Source organism: Psychrobacillus sp. OK028 (genome assembly GCF_900103605.1).
In the GTDB taxonomy this organism is placed as follows: domain Bacteria; phylum Bacillota; class Bacilli; order Bacillales_A; family Planococcaceae; genus Psychrobacillus.
The window spans coordinates 237,569-258,093 of record NZ_FNHY01000006.1; the positions used below are offsets into that span (position 1 = coordinate 237,569).

The 20,525-nt window shown below is 37.8% G+C and carries 21 protein-coding genes and 1 riboswitch; of the genes, 7 read left to right on the plus strand and 14 right to left on the minus strand.

Features of this window, described 5'->3' with window-relative positions; all coding sequences use genetic code 11:
* Nucleotides 1-55 precede the first annotated feature (55 nt).
* On the plus strand, nucleotides 56-1,042 hold the full coding sequence (locus BLR36_RS12200; RefSeq protein ID WP_093062008.1) for a diaminopimelate dehydrogenase: 987 nt from the start codon (nucleotides 56-58) through the stop codon (nucleotides 1,040-1,042).
* 53 nt (nucleotides 1,043-1,095) lie between these two features.
* Here the strand turns inward: BLR36_RS12200 and BLR36_RS12205 are convergent, their stop codons facing one another.
* Genes BLR36_RS12205 through BLR36_RS12215 form a run of 3 tightly spaced genes read right to left on the minus strand, consistent with a single transcriptional unit; the run spans nucleotide 1,096 to nucleotide 2,538 of the window.
* Nucleotides 1,096-1,509 (minus strand): VOC family protein, encoded by a 414-nt coding sequence (locus BLR36_RS12205; protein WP_093062009.1) that lies wholly within the window; start codon nucleotides 1,507-1,509, stop codon nucleotides 1,096-1,098.
* Nucleotides 1,510-1,555: 46 nt separating this feature from the next.
* Nucleotides 1,556-2,071, minus strand: coding sequence for a P-loop NTPase family protein (locus BLR36_RS12210; protein ID WP_093062010.1), 516 nt, complete (start codon nucleotides 2,069-2,071; stop codon nucleotides 1,556-1,558).
* A gap of 2 nt (nucleotides 2,072-2,073) precedes the next feature.
* Nucleotides 2,074-2,538 (minus strand): DinB family protein, encoded by a 465-nt coding sequence (locus tag BLR36_RS12215; RefSeq protein WP_093062011.1) that lies wholly within the window; start codon nucleotides 2,536-2,538, stop codon nucleotides 2,074-2,076.
* Nucleotides 2,539-2,710: 172 nt separating this feature from the next.
* Here BLR36_RS12215 and BLR36_RS12220 point away from each other — a divergent pair, with 172 nt between their 5' ends.
* Entirely contained in the window at nucleotides 2,711-3,553 is an 843-nt protein-coding gene (locus BLR36_RS12220; protein WP_254771399.1) for a nuclease-related domain-containing protein, read from the plus strand.
* A 179-nt stretch (nucleotides 3,554-3,732) separates the two neighbouring features.
* On the opposite strand, the gene BLR36_RS12225 is transcribed toward BLR36_RS12220, so the two are convergent.
* Nucleotides 3,733-5,847 (minus strand): sensor histidine kinase, encoded by a 2,115-nt coding sequence (locus tag BLR36_RS12225; RefSeq protein ID WP_093062013.1) that lies wholly within the window; start codon nucleotides 5,845-5,847, stop codon nucleotides 3,733-3,735.
* Between the two features lie 141 nt (nucleotides 5,848-5,988).
* Nucleotides 5,989-6,681 carry a response regulator transcription factor gene (locus BLR36_RS12230; protein ID WP_093062014.1) on the minus strand — a complete coding sequence of 231 codons (693 nt, stop codon included), beginning with the start codon at nucleotides 6,679-6,681 and terminating at the stop codon, nucleotides 5,989-5,991.
* Nucleotides 6,682-7,058: 377 nt separating this feature from the next.
* On the opposite strand from BLR36_RS12230, the gene BLR36_RS12235 reads away from it, so the two are divergent.
* The 3 genes from BLR36_RS12235 (at nucleotide 7,059) to BLR36_RS12245 (ending at nucleotide 9,241) form a co-directional block, all read left to right on the plus strand.
* Nucleotides 7,059-7,916 (plus strand): BsuPI-related putative proteinase inhibitor, encoded by an 858-nt coding sequence (locus tag BLR36_RS12235; protein ID WP_175454067.1) that lies wholly within the window; start codon nucleotides 7,059-7,061, stop codon nucleotides 7,914-7,916.
* 178 nt (nucleotides 7,917-8,094) lie between these two features.
* Nucleotides 8,095-8,442: an ASCH domain-containing protein gene (locus BLR36_RS12240; protein ID WP_093062016.1), complete on the plus strand. Its 348-nt coding sequence runs from the start codon at nucleotides 8,095-8,097 to the stop codon at nucleotides 8,440-8,442.
* A gap of 115 nt (nucleotides 8,443-8,557) precedes the next feature.
* Entirely contained in the window at nucleotides 8,558-9,241 is a 684-nt protein-coding gene (locus tag BLR36_RS12245) for a BsuPI-related putative proteinase inhibitor (RefSeq protein WP_093062017.1), read from the plus strand.
* A gap of 58 nt (nucleotides 9,242-9,299) precedes the next feature.
* Here BLR36_RS12245 and BLR36_RS12250 read toward each other — a convergent pair whose 3' ends face one another.
* From BLR36_RS12250 to aceA, 4 genes are all read right to left on the minus strand, one after another.
* Nucleotides 9,300-9,593, minus strand: a complete 294-nt coding sequence (locus BLR36_RS12250) for an RNA polymerase alpha subunit C-terminal domain-containing protein (RefSeq protein ID WP_093062018.1) — start codon at nucleotides 9,591-9,593, stop codon at nucleotides 9,300-9,302.
* A 113-nt stretch (nucleotides 9,594-9,706) separates the two neighbouring features.
* The gene (gene yhfH / locus BLR36_RS18585) at nucleotides 9,707-9,829 is read right to left on the minus strand and encodes a protein YhfH (protein ID WP_139185094.1); all 123 of its coding nucleotides are present in this window, start codon (nucleotides 9,827-9,829) and stop codon (nucleotides 9,707-9,709) included.
* Nucleotides 9,830-9,859: 30 nt separating this feature from the next.
* A complete protein-coding gene (gene aceB / locus BLR36_RS12255) occupies nucleotides 9,860-11,458 on the minus strand; it encodes a malate synthase A (protein WP_093062019.1) in 1,599 nt (532 codons plus the stop codon).
* A 31-nt stretch (nucleotides 11,459-11,489) separates the two neighbouring features.
* Entirely contained in the window at nucleotides 11,490-12,773 is a 1,284-nt protein-coding gene (aceA, locus tag BLR36_RS12260) for an isocitrate lyase (protein WP_093062020.1), read from the minus strand.
* A 168-nt stretch (nucleotides 12,774-12,941) separates the two neighbouring features.
* Between aceA and BLR36_RS12265 the strand changes: the two genes are divergently transcribed.
* Nucleotides 12,942-13,637: a LytTR family DNA-binding domain-containing protein gene (locus BLR36_RS12265; RefSeq protein WP_093062021.1), complete on the plus strand. Its 696-nt coding sequence runs from the start codon at nucleotides 12,942-12,944 to the stop codon at nucleotides 13,635-13,637.
* Between the two features lie 175 nt (nucleotides 13,638-13,812).
* Here BLR36_RS12265 and BLR36_RS12270 read toward each other — a convergent pair whose 3' ends face one another.
* From BLR36_RS12270 to BLR36_RS12280, 3 genes are all read right to left on the minus strand, one after another.
* Nucleotides 13,813-15,735, minus strand: a complete 1,923-nt coding sequence (locus BLR36_RS12270; RefSeq protein WP_093062022.1) for a DUF4652 domain-containing protein — start codon at nucleotides 15,733-15,735, stop codon at nucleotides 13,813-13,815.
* Nucleotides 15,728-16,252, minus strand: coding sequence for a sigma-70 family RNA polymerase sigma factor (locus BLR36_RS12275; protein ID WP_093062023.1), 525 nt, complete (start codon nucleotides 16,250-16,252; stop codon nucleotides 15,728-15,730). Before BLR36_RS12275 ends, BLR36_RS12270 begins: the two co-directional genes overlap by 8 nt.
* A gap of 142 nt (nucleotides 16,253-16,394) precedes the next feature.
* Nucleotides 16,395-17,291, minus strand: a complete 897-nt coding sequence (locus tag BLR36_RS12280) for a DMT family transporter (RefSeq protein WP_093062024.1) — start codon at nucleotides 17,289-17,291, stop codon at nucleotides 16,395-16,397.
* A gap of 100 nt (nucleotides 17,292-17,391) precedes the next feature.
* On the opposite strand from BLR36_RS12280, the gene BLR36_RS12285 reads away from it, so the two are divergent.
* Nucleotides 17,392-17,622 carry an excisionase family DNA-binding protein gene (locus tag BLR36_RS12285; RefSeq protein WP_090569977.1) on the plus strand — a complete coding sequence of 77 codons (231 nt, stop codon included), beginning with the start codon at nucleotides 17,392-17,394 and terminating at the stop codon, nucleotides 17,620-17,622.
* A 255-nt stretch (nucleotides 17,623-17,877) separates the two neighbouring features.
* On the opposite strand, the gene BLR36_RS12290 is transcribed toward BLR36_RS12285, so the two are convergent.
* Nucleotides 17,878-18,864 (minus strand): homoserine dehydrogenase, encoded by a 987-nt coding sequence (locus BLR36_RS12290; RefSeq protein ID WP_093062025.1) that lies wholly within the window; start codon nucleotides 18,862-18,864, stop codon nucleotides 17,878-17,880.
* 132 nt (nucleotides 18,865-18,996) lie between these two features.
* Nucleotides 18,997-20,289 carry an O-acetylhomoserine aminocarboxypropyltransferase/cysteine synthase family protein gene (locus BLR36_RS12295; protein ID WP_093062026.1) on the minus strand — a complete coding sequence of 431 codons (1,293 nt, stop codon included), beginning with the start codon at nucleotides 20,287-20,289 and terminating at the stop codon, nucleotides 18,997-18,999.
* Nucleotides 20,290-20,401: 112 nt separating this feature from the next.
* Nucleotides 20,402-20,515, minus strand: a riboswitch (SAM riboswitch).
* Nucleotides 20,516-20,525: the final 10 nt, after the last annotated feature.

Consider the following 20,525-nt stretch of genomic DNA (forward strand, 5'->3'; position numbering starts at 1 on the left):
AATAATTATTCATTTCTTCATTAAAAAATTCAGTAAAGAAAAAGGAGATAGGTACATGAGTAAAAAGATTAAAATAGGCATCGTTGGTTATGGTAATCTCGGGAAAGGTGCAATTGAAGCGATTAAACAAACTCAGGACATGGAGTTAGTAGCAATCTTCACTAGAAGAGATCCTAAAGATTTAAATCTTGATGACGCCAATATTAAAACTGTAAATATTTCAAATGCGATTGATTACAAAAATGAAATAGATGTGATGTTACTTTGTGGTGGATCTGCAACAGATTTACCTGAACAAACTCCTCACTTTGCAAGCATGTTCAATACTGTAGATAGTTTTGATACGCATGCAAAAATCCCTGAGTTTTATCAATCTGTTAATGAAGCTGCAACAAAAAACAATACAACCGCAATTATTTCAGTAGGATGGGATCCAGGCTTATTCTCCATCAACCGTGTGATGGCAGATGCAATTTTACCAAATGGTGAAAACTATACGTTCTGGGGTAAAGGACTTAGCCAAGGACACTCAGATGCAGTAAGAAGAGTAAATGGTGTAAAAAGTGGTGTACAATATACAATTCCAGCTGAAGACGCAATCGAAAAAGTTCGAAGTGGTGCCAATCCTGAACTAACAACTGCAGAAAAGCACGCCCGTGTTTGCTATATCGTTGCTGAAGAAGGCGCAGACAAAGCAGCAATCGAGAATGAAATCAAAACAATGCCAAACTACTTCGCTGATTATGATACAGAAGTGAATTTTATCTCAGAAGAAGAATTAAAACGCAACCACTCCCAATCACCACATGGCGGATTTGTCATCCGTGGTGGGAATACGGGAGCTGGCAACAAGCAAATTTACGAATTCTCACTTAAACTAGACAGCAATCCTGAATTTACAGCAAGCGTATTAGTAGCCTACGCGAGAGCAGCTTATCGATTAAATAATGAAAAACAGTATGGTGCGAAAACAGTATTTGATGTCGCACCTAGTTATATTTCACCACGATCATCAGAAGAATTAAGAAGAGATTATTTATAAGAAATGAATGTAGAAACAACTCCTTTTTTAATAAAGGGGTTGTTTTTTATTTCTTACTTCTTTGGCATCTTGCTCATATCCATATACAACACATTCCAGCGATGACCATCTAAATCAGTAAAACCGCAGCCGTACATCCAACCTTGGTTCTCTGAAGGCTCACCAAAAACTGTACCTCCAGCCTTTACTGCCCTCTTTGCTATTTCATCTACTTCTTCTTTGCTCTCGGCATCAATGGAAAATAATACTTCAGTAGCTTGTTTTGTATCGACAATTTCATGTTTGGTAAAATGTTTGAAAGTGGAAACAGGAAAAAGCATTACGTTAGAATTATTATCTCCGATGATTAATTGCACTTGATCGCTATTGCTAAGTGGTGTATTAGTCGAAAATCCAAGTTTGCTATAAAACTCTTTTGATTTATTTGTATCTTTAACTGGTAAGTTGATCCAAAAATTTTTTGTCATAGTAATTCTCCTTTATACTTCTTATTTTTACAATCTATTTTTTACATCATTTGTTTAATTCTCTAATCTGCCGCAACCAATTCTCCACTTCTTCATTTGTATTTAAATAACGCACTTTCGTACTAAAGACTTCAAATTTTTTTAGGAACAATGGTTTCATTTGTTCTTCAAAGTAAGTATTCCACTGAAACATCTTCCGGAATATAGTAAAGGTCGGTTTATAGTTTACCTTTTCTATTTTTAGAAGCTGACGAATGTACCGTCTAATTATGCGATATGTTCTTTGTTTTACAGGGATATCTAGGAAAATAATGTGGTCGGCTAATCGTAATGCCTCGTCTGTCCAGTCAATGTGCACGCCTTCTATTACCCAATCTTCTAGTTTTACTGCATCGTTAAATAATTGGTTTCTAACATCTATTTCATTACGAATATCACCTTTTGGGTTGCGCGCCCACACAAAATTATCTGTTTCAAAATGTGGTATATGAAGACTTGCTGCAACTTTTCTAGCGATAGTCGTCTTCCCACTCCCTACCGAGCCTACAATATAAATTTTCATCGTTACTCTCTTGTAGCACGATTCAATGCGTAAATAATTCCTGCATGCACTCCTTCGTGCCAAACCATGAATTGCACCAGTGCTTCGACTGTCTTCATTTCATGTAGGTTGCCTATAGACATGGACTCAATAAGAGTATTTGATAGATTGTTTTCCAGCGCTGCTTTTATTCGTTCCGTTTGTTCCTTTAAAGCACTTACTAATTCTTCTTCTGTTGGAGGCTCCATATCCCATTCACTTGGTTTTGTTCCAGGGACAAATAGTGGTACCCATTCCGGATGGACAATTTCGTAGGTTGGTATTGCCTTTTGTGTAAATATCTCGCCATTCACATACACATGACCTACGTTCCAACGAATTGTATTATTGAATCCCGTCGGTTGTATATCCCATGAAGCTTCATTTACCTGCCTAATTCTTCCCAATGTATATATTCGCGCAAAATTTAACTGATTCAACGTTTCCATGTTTCTGTCCCCTTTGTACTTGTTATAAGTTTGTAAAGATGATACTTTCAATGAAAAGGAGGAATGTATCATCGATATCCCACGCAAACCACCAAAATCGATTCTAATCTATAAGCGGATACTGCAACGCTTACCAAACTATCACCCTACGTATCTAGAAATAGAGAAACGAATGAAAGCAACAGAAGCCGGTTTTCACGGAGAAAGCTATGTGGACAACTTTCTTAAACAGGTGCACTTTCCTAAAAACTATGCCATCCTCAAAGATCTTCACATCCAGGTTGACCCCAGCAGCTTTCTTCAAATAGATACACTTATTCTCACCAGAAAGTATATAGCCCTCTTAGAAATAAAGAATATCCGAGGTAAAATTGCCTTTCAAAAGAATCCCGAACAACTGATTAGAGAGTTCGATGGCGAAATTACCCCCTTTAAATGCCCCGAGCTGCAAATCACTCGTCAAACTAAAAAACTTCAATCTCTACTACAGGAATTAAAAATAAATCTCCCTATAAAAAAACTCATTGTTCTTGCTTATAGCAACACGCATGTAGTACTTCCTCCAAAATATACCACAATTGTAATGGGTTGCGACATCTCAATCTATATCGATGATTATAATCAATTACCTGATGTCATATCGACCGCAAAATTTAATCAGTTATGTAGATGGCTCGTATCCAGATCATTTGAGTTTACTCCCATTCCACTAGCAGAAATATATCCTGTGAACCTTTCTGATGTAATAACTGGGTTGATTTGTCCCACTTGTTGGAAGAGAATAAAAGGTCAGACAAAGTGTCTCATCTGCAAAACACCAAAACTTGTTATGCAGCAGCAAGCATTAGAAGATTGGTTCTATTTAATGAAAAGTTCTATTACTAATAGTGAATGTGTCCATTTTCTTGGACTGAAGGATAAGCATGCTGGAAACTACTTGTTGAATAAGCTCCCTCTTCAGCCTGTGAACAATCATAAATCAAGGCATTACGTTTTATCACTCGACGACCGCTAAATTTGGCGGTCTTTTTTGATGGGTTTTTTTACTATTCCAACTAAGAGGCTCATTATTCCAACTAAATCGTGCAAAATTCCAACTACGCCCTTCATTATTCCAACTAAACTCCCTAAAATTCCAACTAACGTACTTCTATAGTAAAAAAAGAGAAACCCTTAACAGGATTTCTCTCTCTTTTATACGATTACGGCAATTTTCACGGTTACTTTGAACAAATCTCCGTCTACTTCCATTCGCAGGCTACCTCCGTGTAAATCTACGATAGATTGTGCGATGGCAAGGCCTAGTCCGGAGCCATCTGTATGACGGGAGGTGTCTGCTCGTTTAAATCGCTCCGTTAATTCATTTACATCGTTTCCAAGCTCATACTTCGCTATATTTTTGATGACGAAAACAGCTTCTCCGTCGATTTGATCCAAATTGATATACACGCGAGTATTAGGTAGGGCATACTTCAGCGTATTGATAATCAGGTTATCAAGAACTCTCCACCACTTTTGGCCATCCACATAGGACATGATTGGTTTTGTGCCAATCCCTACTCGATACTCTAATCCTGATTTATCAATGTCTTCCTGGTGTTCAGCGATTGCTTGCTGCAGTAGCTGAGTTAAATCTACTTTTCTTTTATCTAATTCGATATTCCCTGTCGCCATTTTAGATACTTCAAACAGGTCCTCGATGAGCGTTTTCAGTCTCATCGACTTTTTATCTAAAATCGCAATATAGGATGCTCTTTCTTCATCTGTAATACTTGGATTTTTCAACAAATCGGTGTACGTGATGATGGACGTTAACGGTGTACGCAAATCATGACTAACATTTGTGATAAGCTCCGTTTTCAAGCGTTCACTTTTTGCTTGCTCAGAATGGGATGACTTGATTCGATCACGAAGTTCGTTTAAGCTAGCGGCATGCTCAGCAATCGGTGACTTCCCTCTCACTTCGATTTGGTTGCCAATCACGCCTCTTGCCATTTCTTCCGTTTTCATCATGATTCGGTTGAGATAGGCCATTCTAGACATTAAGAAAACAAGTACTGGCATACCAATGAAAATCGTTGCGGGAATCCAAATGATGAGAGCAAATCCTTGAACAAGTGTTAACAAAGTGCCAAATCCCCAGAAGAATATGACGATAAGCATGATTAACGTTTGAATCCCAATAGTGCGTTTTAAGAAAAAGCCCTCTAATGAGTTATACCAGCTATGCAAAAGCGTATTCTTCCAATCAAAGCTTCCAAATCCATCTTTTAACCATTCCCACTGATAAAATACAAAAGTGGCTGCAAGAATTGCAATGATCAATGTAAAGATTGGGATATCATATCCTCCATAATGTAAAATGCCATTCCTCAATTCATCCGTCGCAGTGAATACAATAAAGATACTGACAAAAAATAATACCCATTGAACATCTATTGGTAAGCTACGATACTTACGCTTTCCTTCTTCATGCTGAAAATGCTTCTTTTCTTTTCTCCATAATAAAACAAATACAACAGCCGCCATAACTCCTAATATAAGGATTCCCAAAAAGAATCTCTCTTCTTTTTTAAAATACTGATAACTATAAGCTCTATCACCATTCTTAATACTTGCTTCTGATACTGCGATAGTTCCTTCGAATTGCGGGTGGGTATAGCCTACTAAATTTTGAACGTACCAAGAATTATCTATACTATCATTTATAACATTTCCTCTTAAATAATTGGATTTACTAGAGTATTCTTTTTTATAAGCAAGCTTGGTGTTCATCTCTCCATTTGTAAATTCTTCACCAGTCTCTTTATTTTTCAATTTATAAATAAAACCTTTATCATAATTTAAGAATTCATTTTTCCGACGCTCTAATGCTAGGAAATATCCATCCACTTGCTTTTCTTTTTCAAGTCGTATCTTATCTGCTACGTGCCCATCATCTTCAAAGTTTTTCGTAATGTCTTCCATTTTTTTATTGCGTTCTGCAATGGAGGCTTCGTCCGTTCTTCCTTCATATTGAAATTTGATGGAGTCTAGTTGATCTTGTAGACTACCAAATCGGTAGCGGTGCTCATCTATTTCCTCCGCTGTTACAGTAATATTTTTCTTTAATTCTTCACTATCCGGAACTGCTAAAATTAGGGACACAATGGAAGACTCAAAGCTTCTCAATTCTGCATTAAACTCGTCACTATCAAAATAGTTCTTCCCTATATAATTTCCGCTATCTCTAATTAACGTTAGTAAGGCTAAAACCGCCATTACCGCTAGCAAAGATAGAATCATATTCTTCATTATCGGTTTTTTCACCCCGCTATGCCGCCTTTCATGTTTTGGATTATTTTCACAAAGCTCTCTCTTATTTCTACTAAAGGCACTAAGTTGGTTATACAATAAAACAAGCAAAGTATCCCACAGACAATTGCCACAATAGATAAAAGAAAACTCATTTTACTTGTCGATTTTATAGCCAACACCCCACACCACCTTTAAGTATCTAGGATTTTTAGGATCTGTTTCTATTTTTTCTCGAATTTTTCGGATATGTACCGCTACTATATTTTCAGCGTTATAGGCGGGTTCGTTCCAAACACGTTCGTATATTTCATGGATGGAAAAAACGCGTCCTGCATTTGTCATCAAAAGCTCTGTGATTTTGAACTCAATCGGTGTTAGTTTAATGGACTCTCCTTCTACCGAAAGATCCTTCGCTTCCTTGTTTAATATTAATCCATCAATTTCAATCACTTGCTGCTGTCCTTGATAGTTACCTAACTTCGTATATCTTCTTAGCTGGGACTTTACTCGCGCCACCAATTCCATTGGATGAAATGGCTTCGTCACATAATCATCTGCTCCAACAGACAGTCCATGAATTTTATCTGAATCCTCGGCTTTCGCACTCAACATAATAATTGGGATATTTCTTTGCTCTCTAATTTTAAAAGTTGCAGAAATACCGTCCATTTTCGGCATCATAATATCCAACACAATGACATGAACTTCGTTTTCTTCTATTAACTGCAAAGCCTCTAATCCGTCAGCAGCCTTTAAAACTCGGTATCCTTCATTTTTCAAATAAATTTCGATGCCATCTCGAATATCCTTGTCATCATCGGTTACTAATACTGTAAGCTGTGTCATTTACTTACCTCCTGGCAGGCGTTCTTATGTTACTTATTGTACCCTTCATTCCTTAACATTCCAGTAGGGAAAATATGAAGAAATTCTTAAGAAAACCATTATTATATAAAAACAATAAATGCGTTCTCAATGGATTAGCCACTAATGAACGCATTTACTACTTTTATTTAATTTTTTTGTATGAATATTTATTGAATATGTTGTACCTAACATAAAAACCATCTGCAATTGTAGCGTAATGTTCGTGGTCTATATCAAAGCCAAACTTTTCGTCAGGTCCCCTATGACACAATTATACTGATTTCTTATTTTTCAAACAATTTAATTTGTAACTTTCTACGAGCTGAACTGTCTAATAGTATAAAGGAGTGATTATATTGAAAAGACATATATGGAGTGTATTTTCGTTTTTTATTATTTTGGTCCTAGCAGGCTGTGGAACGAATAATTCAGATAGCAATACCGGTAGTGAATCCCAACAACAGGAGGATGAAAGTATCACGACTAAACTAGAAGTTAAAGAAGATGGTAATGGTACATTTACGATAAAAAATGAAACAGGGGAAGAAAGAACTTTAACGTATCCGAGCGGACAGGAAATAGAGTATCAGCTTTTAGACAAGGAAGGTAATACTATCTTCACTTATTCGGCCGATAAAGTATTCATCCTAATGATTTCCGAAAAAGTACTGCAACCAAACGAAGAAATTGTCATACCTCTTGACTTAAAAACAGATCTCGCAGAAGTACCTGCTGGTTCATATACGCTCGTAGCTTGGTCGACCGCAGAAACGTTAAGGGATCAAAAACAAGAGGTAGCTTATGAATGGTTAGGAACTGAATCTGCGGAAGAAAGCAAGGGAACAATTACTGTCTTTAGAGGAGACGAAAATGCGGAATATGTGGAACCATACGAGGTAACTATTGATCCTACAGGAGATTTAGTGCGTCAAATATTCGAAGAAATTATGGTGCTCGATGTTGGGTTAATTGATTATCGATTGGAGAATAATAACACGAAACTAATCTTGAATATGGACAATGGACTGGTTAATGTACAAGGAAGTGCTGGAGAAAATATATTTATTGGGACAATTGTTCATTCCTACTTTGAAAACTTTCCAAAATTAGAGGAAATATATTTTGAAAAAGAAGGTAAAGCACCTGTGGAACTAGCGCATATAGTGGTGACGGAGCCATTCACACGGGATAAACTCTTCACTAGACCTAACTAAGAAAAGCTGCATCCGCCGCACTGAAGCGCTCTGGACGTCTGGAGCTGGATAGATAATAACTAATATAGTAGATACTTTCTGGTCTTCTAAAAAAAGAGCTTTTTTAACCATAGTCTGCAATACGTTTAACATGTACACTTGTAAGAAGTAGAAAATTAATAAACAAGGTGGCCTATACATGACAAATCACGAAGAAACAAATTTACCTCCAAAGACATGTTCCATTGAAAGATTAGTAACAATGGAATCAGATGTTGCTCTAGTGTTACAAGGGAAAAAAACTGCTACACGCCGTAATGGTCGCTATGCAGATGTAGGCGAAATTATGGAGCTTCAAGGACACTCTTTTGTAGTAGACCGTGTATATATTCAAACACTAGGCGATTTGACGGATGAACACGCAAAACAAGAGGGCTTTGAATCGGTAGAGGATTATAAGCAATCCATTTTGTCTTATCACCCAGGTATGCCATGGTTACCTCATATGACTGTTTGGGTACATGAATTCAGCACTGTAAAAGCATAAAAAAACTTCTCTGTGTTTTACACAGGGAAGTTTTTTTGTGCAAAAATTATTGTTCTCTCCGGCTGTAACTTTTTATCCAAAAAATGGTCTAATTCATAAACAGGAGGTGTACAACATGAGAAAAGGATATAAAATTGCTCTGTTTTTACTAATAGCAATCCCTCTCTTTATCTTAACTGGCTGCGGATCTAGTACAACGGACTCTACTACTGGAAGTGTACCGGAAAAAGCACATTTATCCACTCAGCTTGATATAACAGCGGATGGGGAAGGATCTTTTACGATTAAAAATGAATCACCAGTAGAGGCTGTTTTGGAGATGTCGAGTGGGCAACAAATCGAATTCCAACTATTAAACAAAGCGAATGCAATCATATACACGTATTCAGCAAATAAATTATTCATACAAGAAAAGCAAGAAAAGAAACTACAACCTAGGGAAGAATGGAAAATTCCACTTAACCTGGCAGAAGAGCTTGCCGGAGTGCCTGCGGGGTCCTACACATTGGTCGTTTGGTCCACTGCAGAAGGATTAAATGAGCAAAAGGAAGAGGTCGCGTATGAATTATTGAAGTCGCCTGGAAAACTAGTCGTTCAAACACAGGAGGTCACTTTTACCGGACTAGTAGATCCACACTCCATTGAAGTGAAAAATCTAGATGGCGGAATAGAAGTAATGCAACTATCTGAGGTGGCAATGCCTCAGTTTGAAAATCTCGAGGAAGGCACACAACTAATCATTGAATATGTAGAAGAAAATGGGCAAAAATTCATTCAAACTACGTATCCTGCTGAATAGAGTTCTAAAACACCATACAAAATGCATCGCGATTTGCGATGCATTTTGTATGGTGATATTAATTTCTGAAGGTTAAACCTTCTTCTTCTAAGCTAGATCTAAGTATCGGTAATGAAGCTGGACCTATACCATGAAGTTTCAAGATTTCTTTTTCACTGAAAGCAGAGAGTTTCTGCAAAGAGGTTACTCCATTTTGCACTAACGCCCTTCTCGCTGGTGCTGAGAGCAGCGAAAGAAATCCGCTGTCCGGTTTGTTTTCTTGCTCACAAGTTGGACAGGTCGGACAGTCACTGCTTTTATAATATTTATGCCCATTGCTACAAGTCCTTAATTCTTTTTCAGAAGTTGCCATTTTATATGTCACCTTTCAATGGTAATTTTATATTAATAATAATAATAATAGTGTAATACACAAAAAACCAGTGGAACTATGTGCGTCCTCACTGGTTTTTTTAGTATATTTAGTTATTCCTCATTCATGCCTATGCAACGTTCGCACTCGTAAAGGGATGATTCTACTTGCTCATTAATAACACATCCACATTCACGACAATGCTTTGTATTTACTTCTTGAGTAGTTGTTTTCATGCAAATCACCTCCTTGAATGGATTGTTTGTTTAGCTAATCTTTTCGTAGCCTGGCAATGTGAGAAATTCAATAAATTTATCTTCTCTTACTAATGATAGAAATAGCTCCGCAGCTTCTGTATAGCGACCATTCCCATAAACTTCATTACCAAACGAAGCTTTTAGTTTTCCTAATTCCTCTGTTAACACTTGTTCTACTAAAGGTATGGTAATTTTTCGACCATCCTCCAGCTTTCCTTCTGAATGTCTAATCCATTGCCACACTTGCGTCCTAGAAATTTCTGCTGTCGCGGCATCTTCCATCAAGTTATTGATTGGCGCTGCTCCGTTTCCACGTAGCCAAGATGCGATATATTGGACCCCTACGCTACAGTTCATGCGTAGCCCATCTTCCGTAATAGTTCCTTTAGGTACTTCAAGTAAATCTTGAGCGGTTACGTTAACATCCTCTCGTTTTCGATGAATCTGGTTTGGCGTAGGCATATGTTCTTGGAATTGCTCCCAAGCAACTGGCACTAACCCTGGATGCGCCACCCATGTTCCATCATGTCCGTCCGTTGCTTCCCTCCGCTTGTCTTCGCTCACTTTTGCGAAAGCTGCGGCATTGGCTGTTTCATCTCCTTTTATCGGAATTTGTGCAGCCATACCACCAATGGCAGATGCATTTCTTCTATGGCAGGTTTGAATACATAATTGAGAATAAGCGCGCATAAACGGTGATGTCATTGTTACTTGACCACGGTCTGGTAAAATCACCTGTGATTGATTACGAAGTCGCTTAATATAGCTAAAAATGTAATCCCAACGTCCACAGTTTAAACCTGCTGAATGATCACGAAGCTCATATAGAATTTCATCCATTTCGAATGCTGCCATAATTGTTTCGATTAAGACAGTTGCCTTAATTGTCCCGTTAGGAATACCTAATTGTTGCTGTGCATATACGAAAATATCATTCCATAATCGCGCTTCTAAATGACTTTCTAGCTTCGGTAAGTAAAAGTAAGGTCCAGTTCCTTGAGAGATTGCTTCCTTTGCATTATGGAAGAAATAAAGCCCAAAATCGAAGAAGCTACCTGAGATTGACTCACCATCAATTCGTATATTTTTCTCTAAAAGATGGAGGCCTCTGGGTCTTACAATAAGGACAGCTGGCTTTTCTTTCAGGCTATATACTTTACCGGTGTCAGGCTGTGTATAAGAGATTGTTTTACGAACAGCATCACGCATATTGAGTTGACCTTCAATCATATTCTCCCAAGTTGGCGAAGTAGCATCTTCAAAACAAGCCATAAATGTTTTTGCACCTGAATTTAGTGCATTAATAACCATTTTGCGATTTACTGGCCCGGTTATTTCTACTCGGCGGTCCTGTAAATCTTCGGGGAGGGGAGCAATTGTCCAATCCCCTTCTCGAATCGCTTTTGTTTCGGGTAAAAAGTCTAATGTTCCACCATTATCTAGCTGTTCTTGACGAACTTGACGCGCTTGTAGCAATTCTTTTCTTCTTTTATCAAAAAGGTGGTGGAGGGAAGCCACGAACTCTATTGCTTCTGGCGTTAAGATTTCGTGAATCCCTTCAACCTCTTTCCCTACGATTTCTATTCTTTTCGTCGTTAGTTGTTCCATTTATCGTTAACCTCCCATCCCCATGTTTGGTTTAAGCAAATTGTGCTACCTCTGTAGAGCCTTTCATCGCTGTAGTAGAAGAAGTTCCTCCCGAAACGATTTGTGAGATTTCATCGAAGTATCCAGTTCCTACTTCACGCTGATGTTTAGTCGCGGTGTACCCTTTTGCTTCGTTTGCGAATTCTGCTTGTTGAAGCTTAGAGTAAGCAGCCATACCATTTGTTTTATATTCATGCGCTAGTTCAAACATGCTGTGGTTCAAAGCGTGGAAACCTGCAAGTGTGACGAATTGGAATTTATAGCCCATTTTCCCAAGCTCTACTTGGTACTTTGCAATTGTTTCTTGATCCAAGTTTGCTTCCCAGTTGAAGGATGGCGAACAATTGTAAGCTAGCAATTTGTCTGGGAATTCTGCATGAATAGCGTCAGCGAATTGTTTTGCTTCCTCTAAACTAGGGTGTGACGTTTCACACCAGATAAGATCTGCATATGGTGCGTATGCTAAGCCACGTGCAATTGCTTGTTCAATTCCTGGTTTTGTTCTGAAGAATCCCTCTGGAGTTCTTTCGCCTGTTAAGAAATCTGCGTCACGTGGATCAATGTCACTTGTAACCATATCAGCAGCATCTGCATCTGTACGTGCAATTAGTACAGTTGGTACACCCATTACATCTGCAGCTAGTCGTGCTGATACTAAATTACGAATAGCATTTTGAGTTGGCAGAAGAACCTTTCCTCCAAGGTGACCACATTTCTTTTCCGATGCAAGCTGATCTTCTAAATGTACGCCAGCTGCTCCAGCTTCAATCATACCTTTCATTAGTTCAAAAACATTTAATGGTCCACCAAACCCTGCTTCCGCATCTGCAATGATAGGTGCGAACCAGTCAAACTCATCTTCCCTACCTTCTGCCTGGTCAATCTGGTCTGCACGCTGTAACGCTTGATTAATACGCTTAACTACAGCCGGTACACTGTTCGCTGGGTATAAGCTTTGGTCGGGATACATTTGACCCGAAAGGTTTGCATCCGCTGCCACTTGCCAACCACTTAAGTAAATCGCTTGAAGTCCAGCCTTTACCTGTTGTACTGCCTGGTTACCTGTTAAAGCTCCAAGCGCATTGATGAAGTCTTCTTGGTGAAGCGACTTCCATAAACGGTCTGCTCCTTTACGAGCTAATGTTTGTTCAATGATGACAGATCCTCGTAGTTTCACTACATCCTCTGCTGAGTATGGACGTTCAATTCCTTTCCAGCGACTTTCTTCTTTCCATTGTTGTTGAAGCTCTTCTACCTGTTGTTGTCTTTTTGACATTTACATACACTCCCTAATATTTTTTAGAGGAACCTTATTTAAAAAATACGACTTTTTTACTGTATCATAACAGTTCCTTTTCTTGTAATCTAATATATAACACAATGATATTTCTTGTATTGATTTTTGGATGAAAGACCATTTTTTAAGGATGAATGAAGAATCAGAATGACGAATGCAGAATATTATGATTTCGGAGGTGTATTAGTGGAATTTAGACAGGACCAATTAAAACAATACAGTTTAATAATAGAGGAATGGGTTCCGAAAGAGGCCTCTATAGCTATAGCTGTAGGGGATCAGTATATTTACTATTTGGCAAGGGGATATGATCTTCATATAAAAGAAGGACAAAAAATTCAGACTAATAGTATTGCAGATCTGGTACTGAGAAAAGGATGTAGAACAGAAGCTGTACTAGTGGATACATCATTTCAAGCACCTTATTACGGAATCGGTTATCCAATTGAGATTAACGGAGAAAAGGCTGCATTAGTAGTAATACTGCCTCCTCATCACGCAGTCCCCATCACTGCTCCTTATAAATTTTTGACAGGGAAGCAAGAAGACGAGTGGAAGCCTATTCCAATTGAAAAAGTGTCTCATATAGAAAGTCTCCAAAAAAAGACATGGTTCTATGCCAATAAGGAACCTTATAAAACAAGTATTCCCCTGAAAGACTTACAACTACGACTGCCCGATAGCTTTTTACGGATTCACCGCTCTTATATTGTAAATATTTCATTTATCGACCGAATTGTACGCGATTTTTCTTCAAATTTACTAGTTCAGTTACTGGATGGAACTGAGTTGCCTGTCAGTCAATCTTATATGGCAGATGTCCGAGGTGCGTTGGGGTTTTAAAAACGGGGATTTAGTTATAACACTTGTTAAATCTAACAATGAACGCAATATGCTTTTAAGAGAGATTTCTAGAAAGCTAGACGGATTACAGAACAACAATAAGATTGATTAAGAAAGCTTTTTAGGGAGGCATGACTCACGTCACACCCCCCTTTCTTGTTTTAGGTTATGTTTTTTATTCTGCAAGAATAATTTCCTCGGATATTCGGAGACCTTCTTTTTTAGCTAGTAATTCCCAATCTAACACTTTGTCTTTATCCAATAAAAGATATTTTAGCTTATCCAGCCTTACTAATGGTTTAATGCTTGTTATATTGGTTCCTCGAATATCTAGATAAGTTAATTCCTTTAAGTTTTCTAAAGGTGTCAAATCTGACACTTCTGTCTCTGAAATATTTATTCGATTTAAGTATTTCAGTTCGTGAACGTCTGTAAGCGTATCTATCTGTGTCTCTTGTAAAGATAGAAATGTTAAATGTTCGAGTTTACTAATAGTAGTAAAATCATTAATAGGATTACCGTTTAATATGAGATTATTTAAATTTGTTAGATCTTGTAGTGCTTCTATAGATGTAATTTTGTTGTTACTTAATTCTAGGAACTTAAGTTTCTCTAAATGCTTCAAGGAAGTTATATCCGATAAATTGTTGTTAGCTAAAAAAAGACTTTCAGTATTTTCGAGAACTTCTACCCCTTGTAGATTTTCTAATCCGTATCCCGTCAGATCTATTGTTTCAAAATTAGCTAGATCTTCCCAAAAGCTGACTTTCTTATTTTTTTCCTTAACTGGAATAGGAAGTACCCCTTCCTCTACATGGCTTTCACTCTGCTCCATACTATCTGTATCATACACATGTTTCTCGTAAGTAAATGTACCGTCTTGATTGACTTTAACAGACATAATCTCTTCTCTCGGTGTTAGGTCTGTAATAACTGGAGTGACGATATTATCTTTTATATTTAGCTCATATAGCTTCCCTCCCATCGTTACCATTCCATATGCATTTCCTATGATAACGAAGATTCTGTCTTCATCAATCCACTCTACTTTCTTAGGTGTAAATTGCCCGTTCACATTATCTTGCAATTTAAAAATGGTAGATTCGTCCGTTTCCAAGTTTTCTATAACTAATATATCTTCTCCTTCTTCCCCAGCCTGTTCAAAAATCCCTTCAATTGTTACCTGTTGCTTACCACTTGGTGAAGGCTGCCATGGAGTATGTTTAGAAGGTTTAAAATCATTTTCAATTTTCACATCAAAATGAGCAGGAGTTATTACCTCTTCTTCAACTACCTTAAAACTAGCCAAGTCCGTGTAAGTCATCGGTTCATATTCACCGCTTTCCTTGTCCAGATAATCACTTTCCCATTTCACCTCACCAAAACCTGGGACATAATACCTTCTCATTCGATGGTCATCTTTTATACTTTCGAAAATCAATACATTTGTAAAATCTCCGTACGTAGTAGTGACCTTTCCTGATGTGTCCATCACAGTCCAATCTCCATACTCATCTCCTATTTCTAAAGGAGCTTCCAAAAAAAGCTCTCCCTTGGGAAGTTTGTTTAATTCCTCACTTGCCCATTGCAATCGACCCGATACATCATCCACCATCTCTTCATAAACAATTTCAATTTGATTCCCGTTCAAGCGATAAATACGCTCAACACTCCCGCCATCATTACTCATAACCTGTTGGACATAATGATCATCCAACCAATACGTTTGAGTAGTACTTCCACCATTTTCGAAGCCACCTAAAAAAACAGCCTCCGTACCATGCGGAGGAAAATATTGTTTTAGTTCCTCGTAATTATCCCCTTTTTCAAAAGTGATTTCAGTGTCCTCTTCTTCTGGTGCTACGACTAATCCTGGTTCTGTTAGTTGACCATTTTCATTTATTAATTTTGAAGACCATAAATTTGCGCTAAATGCGAGTAATCCTATAAATGTAACGAGTATGCCGTAGTACACCCAGCGTTCCTTATTTTCATTAGTCTTTTTTGATTTTTTTAAGTTCACCTGCTGTTGAATTCGATGTACTCGTTCAGATGTATCACCCATTTTGGTTAGCAGCTGTTGTTTTATTTCATTCATGGATTAGCACCTCCCAATCATTCTCTTTCAATTGAATCTTTAAAATTGATCGCGCTTTTCTGAGCCTTGTCTTGACGGTATTGTCTGGGATGGACAGTAGTAGAGCAATTTCTAACACGGATAATTCTTCAAAATAATAATAAATAATGACTTCTCGATACTTTACTGGTAGCTGGAGGACTGCATCTGCAAGTTCTAACTTTTCATCCTCTTCTATTATTCGGTTTCTGCCCTTTTTTGCAGGATTTATAAAGTTATTCGTTAACACCTGTTTACGATATCTCCAGCTTTTTAAATAATCCTTACATTTATTAATCGTTATTTTTGCTAAATAAGTTTTCAATGAAGAACGTTCTTCAAACTGTTCAAATTTTTGATAATAGGTTAAAAATACATCCTGTATGATATCCTCAGCAGCCGACCAATCTTTTATATATAAGTAGGCAAGCTTTAACAAATAGTCGGTGTATTCTTCCATAACTTTTTGAAATTGTTGCTCTGCCAAAAAACGATTCATCCCACACTCCCCTAACCATGCCTTTAACTAATAGACGATACTCATCAACATGACGTTTTCAAATGTTAAAAACAATTTTTATGTACAAGAAAGGCTGTTCCGATATATCCCGAAACAGCCTTTTGTATTTATTTAGTTCTATTTAAACAGACACTTTACCTTTTTTCTCAAGTGACCGGCTAGCGGATTTACTCCCTAACGTTAAAATAGCTATACTCCCAAGTAATAAACCAATCCCTACCCAAGAAGTTACGCTAAGTATTTCTCCCACTACAACAACCCCAAGTAAAGCCGCTGTAGTCGGCTCTGCCAAGGACAAAGTTAACGCCGAGGAAGCGGGGATTTTATGTAGCCCCCATCCGTATAATACATAAGCAATACTAGTTGTTGCTATTCCTAAATAAAAAATAATTCCTATATTTCCAGCATCCTTCAACCAACTTACATCCAGTATAAAATAGAAAGGGGTTAACAATAATGCACTAAGCGAGAAGGTCATTGCAACTACAGATATAGCATTTTCCTTTTGCAGCATAGATTTACTCGTCATCGTATACAATGCAAAAATAAGACCTGCGACCAATGAGTATAGAACCCCTAATGGATTAATGCTCACTTCACCTTTTGTAACAAATAAAAACATACAGCCGGTAATAGCTAAGCCAGTGGAAATTCCCCAAATCTTTGTAGGACGCATCTTTAAAAATATCCACTCTATTAAACCTGAAAATACAGGTGCACTTCCTATTGCAACCACACTCGCTATTGCTACCCCGGTTAAACGCACAGATGAAAAGAATAAGAGCTGAAACAATGAAATACAAATAGCGGCGTATAGTGTTTGTTTCCAGGGCCATGAACGAAATTTAATTTTTTTTAATAGAATCATAATGATTAGAAGGAATAATCCTCCTGTTGCAGAACGTCCAGCACTAATAATAAAAGGGTGTGCACTGTCTGGCAAAAATGTTTGTGCGGTTCCTGTTGTCCCCCACAAAATAGCACCGAATAGTACAAATATGTATGGCAATACGGTCAAGTTTTCCCCCTACCTTCCCACATTTTCTAACTTCCAATATAGCACATATTGAGTTACTGCCAATCGTATCTTATACTAATAACGATAGGAGGCATTTTACATGTATATGACAGTAGAAGAAACTGCGAATTATTTATCAATGCCTATTGATCAAGTAAAACGATATATTTCAGAAAAGAAAATTCGCGCTATTTTTGATGGTGAAGAGTATTACGTTAATAGCGCTCAGTTTGAAACACACTTACAGCAAATTGAGGACTTGAAGCGACAAATCGATGAATGGCGAAATACTCCAATCCCTGATGATATTGATGTAAAAGATGAAGATTAATACAAAGGAAAAGGACGTTCTCCGAATGAGGAGAATGTCCTTTTGTTTTAATAAACTGCTGATTCCACTCCAGGCGGACGCTTTTCGTGGGCAAGGCTCGAGTCAGTAGTCTCTCTCGTGTACCTGATGCTCCACAATAGGTACAGAAACATTTGCTATTCCCACTTGAAGTCGCCGACTTGCATTCAATCAACAAATACCACTTTAAATACTAACTGACCTTAAACACTTAGACTATTCGTTTTTACCTGGAAATTAGATCGTAATAAAGAATCCTGCTCTTTTGCCAATTATTTCTGCATAATCCTCTACCATCACACTTGCAGTTGGGTACATACCTGCTCCAGGACCAACTAATGTTAGTGTCCCAATATAATTTGTGTCTAGAGCAACTGCGTTGTTTACTCCTTCGATGGAGTATAATGGATGATCTGCTCCTACTAATTGTGGACCAACAGAAGCGTAAAGTTCTCCGTTTTCGTCTTGCTCTATTTCCGCCACATGACGGTAACGTAGTCCCTTTTCCTTCGCTCTTCGGACGTCCTCTAATGAGATTTCGTCAATTCCAACTACACGAACATCGTTCCAATTAGGTTGTTTTTTAAACGCTAGTGCACTAAGAATCATCAGTTTACGGAATGCATCTTGACCGGACACGTCGTTATAAGGATCTGCTTCTGCATAACCAAGGTCCTGTGCCTCTTTTAATGAATCATCAAACTGACATTCATCCTGACGCATTTGTGTCAAAATGTAATTCGATGTTCCATTTAAAATTCCTTGAATCCTTTTCACAGAGTTAACTTGTAAAAGATTTTTCAAAGTTTTAATAACAGGAACTCCACCTGCAGTGGTTGCCTCATATCCTATAAATACTCCTCGAGACTTGGCACGCTCATGCAATGGAATACTGTATTTAGAAAACATCACTTTATTTGCTGTTATTACGTGACACCCTTTATCAATTGCTCTACATAGGTAGTTATACGCTGGTTCTTCATTCACAATTGCCTCGAATACTACTTGGAGCCCAGGAATATTGATAATATCCTCGAAGTCATCAGTAACTAAGACACCCGGTGTAGCTATTCTTTCTTTACCAACATTGTTTACGAGAATAGCACTAATTTCCAAATCTAATCCTAACGACTTTTTAAGATCTTCTCTTTTTTCGTTTACAATGTGGTAAATCCCTTGCCCGACTGTTCCGAAACCTAGGATTGCTGCTTTTATTGTCGCCATGCTATCTCCTCCAACTGAATCCGCACAATTGAGTTCCAATTTGCTTCTTTTAGTAAAATTCTAAATCGCAATTATTTACGAAGAACTATTTTACATATTGTAGCCCATCTTTACCCAATTATCAATAAAATTCTATCTAGAGAGGACATTTGTTTTTCCTACGAGTACTTTATCAAGTGCAGACTGTAAATCTTCTACTGCTTCTAGCCCTACCGATAAGCGGATTAAGTCTTCTGAAACTCCTGATTTTACCAAGTCCTCTGGTGTTAACTGCTGATGTGTTGTAGAAGCAGGATGGATTATTAGTGATTTAGCATCCCCTACGTTAGCTACATGCGACCAAATTTCAATATTATCGATAATATTACGTCCTGCTTCTTTACCACCTTTTACTCCGAAAGTTAGTATAGAACCAAAACCGTTCTGTAAGTATTTTTTTGCAAGCTCATGTGAAGGATGACTTTCTAAACCTAAGTAGTTAACCCAAGTCACTTCTTCGTTATTTTCTAAGTACTCAGCAATTTTCTGTGCATTTTCATTGTGCTTTGGTACACGTAGATGAAGTGTTTCTAATCCTTGTAAAAAGGAGAACGCCGCCTCAGGACTTAAAGTAGGACCGAAATCACGAAGTAATTGAACCCGTAATTTCACTGCGAATGCTACATTTGGAACATCAATTCCGTATCTTAACCCATGATAGGTCACATCTGGCTGTGTGAATCCAGGGAATTTCTCAGAATCCCAATTAAAGTTTCCTCCATCTACAACTACTCCACCGATAGTTGTACCATGACCGCCAATCCATTTAGTTGCCGAGTGTATCACTACATGAGCACCATGTTTAATCGGATTTGATCCATATGGTGTAGCAAACGTATTATCTACCAATAATGGAACTCCTACTTCGTTAGCGATGGCAGCTACGTTTTCCACGTCTAATACATTTAAGCTAGGGTTTCCGATGATTTCACCAAAAAATGCTTTTGTTTTATCTGTAACAGCTGCTCGGAAATTTTCTGGATCCGTAGAATCTACAAACTTCACTTTAATACCGTATCTCGGCAATGTATGAGCAAATAAATTAAATGTACCACCGTATAAATTTTCAGCAGCAATAATTTCGTCCCCTGCTCCTGCAATATTTAAAATTGAGAATGCAATAGCTGCCATCCCAGAAGAAAGTGCAACTGCTGCTGTTCCTCCTTCTAATAATGCAATTCGTTGTTCAAAAACATCCACAGTTGGATTCGTAATACGGGAATAGATATTACCTGTTTCCGCAAGAGCAAATAGGTTTTGCGCATGTTCAGTATTTTTGAATACAAAAGATGTTGTTTTGTGAATCGGTACCGCTCTTGAACCTGTCACTGGGTCTGGCTGTTGGCCACCATGTAAAAGTAGTGTTTCTTTTTGAAGATTTGTCATTTGAATTCCTCCTAAAATGTAGTTTAGATGGACGCTTTTGGAGGCGAGGGAGGATTAGAACAAACAAAAACCCTCTTCACTTAAGAAGAGGGTGCAAATTCGCATGTTCCTCCTCTTATCTTCCAAATTCGTTTAGAATTTGTAGGATTTAGCACCTTTCCAAGTTAAGAACTTGTTGGTTGCCGGGCATCGTAGGGCCTATTCCCTCCGCCACTCTTGATAAGAGTATTAGATTT

Bases quoted from the DNA above. Each gene is read 5' to 3' on its own strand.
- BLR36_RS12240 (WP_093062016.1), top strand. From the start codon at position 8,095: ATGACAAATCACGAAGAAACAAATTTACCTCCAAAGACATGTTCCATT.
- BLR36_RS12290 (WP_093062025.1), bottom strand. From the start codon at position 18,864: ATGGCGACAATAAAAGCAGCAATCCTAGGTTTCGGAACAGTCGGGCAA.
- yhfH (WP_139185094.1), bottom strand. From the start codon at position 9,829: ATGAAAACAACTACTCAAGAAGTAAATACAAAGCATTGTCGTGAATGT.
- aceA (WP_093062020.1), bottom strand. From the start codon at position 12,773: ATGTCAAAAAGACAACAACAGGTAGAAGAGCTTCAACAACAATGGAAA.
- BLR36_RS12285 (WP_090569977.1), top strand. From the start codon at position 17,392: ATGTATATGACAGTAGAAGAAACTGCGAATTATTTATCAATGCCTATT.
- aceB (WP_093062019.1), bottom strand. From the start codon at position 11,458: ATGGAACAACTAACGACGAAAAGAATAGAAATCGTAGGGAAAGAGGTT.
- BLR36_RS12265 (WP_093062021.1), top strand. From the start codon at position 12,942: ATGACGAATGCAGAATATTATGATTTCGGAGGTGTATTAGTGGAATTT.
- BLR36_RS12230 (WP_093062014.1), bottom strand. From the start codon at position 6,681: ATGACACAGCTTACAGTATTAGTAACCGATGATGACAAGGATATTCGA.
- BLR36_RS12215 (WP_093062011.1), bottom strand. From the start codon at position 2,538: ATGGAAACGTTGAATCAGTTAAATTTTGCGCGAATATATACATTGGGA.
- BLR36_RS12210 (WP_093062010.1), bottom strand. From the start codon at position 2,071: ATGAAAATTTATATTGTAGGCTCGGTAGGGAGTGGGAAGACGACTATC.
- BLR36_RS12295 (WP_093062026.1), bottom strand. From the start codon at position 20,289: ATGACAAATCTTCAAAAAGAAACACTACTTTTACATGGTGGCCAACAG.
- BLR36_RS12245 (WP_093062017.1), top strand. From the start codon at position 8,558: ATGAGAAAAGGATATAAAATTGCTCTGTTTTTACTAATAGCAATCCCT.
- BLR36_RS12205 (WP_093062009.1), bottom strand. From the start codon at position 1,509: ATGACAAAAAATTTTTGGATCAACTTACCAGTTAAAGATACAAATAAA.
- BLR36_RS12270 (WP_093062022.1), bottom strand. From the start codon at position 15,735: ATGAATGAAATAAAACAACAGCTGCTAACCAAAATGGGTGATACATCT.
- BLR36_RS12220 (WP_254771399.1), top strand. From the start codon at position 2,711: ATGAAAGCAACAGAAGCCGGTTTTCACGGAGAAAGCTATGTGGACAAC.
- BLR36_RS12275 (WP_093062023.1), bottom strand. From the start codon at position 16,252: ATGAATCGTTTTTTGGCAGAGCAACAATTTCAAAAAGTTATGGAAGAA.
- BLR36_RS12200 (WP_093062008.1), top strand. From the start codon at position 56: ATGAGTAAAAAGATTAAAATAGGCATCGTTGGTTATGGTAATCTCGGG.
- BLR36_RS12250 (WP_093062018.1), bottom strand. From the start codon at position 9,593: ATGGCAACTTCTGAAAAAGAATTAAGGACTTGTAGCAATGGGCATAAA.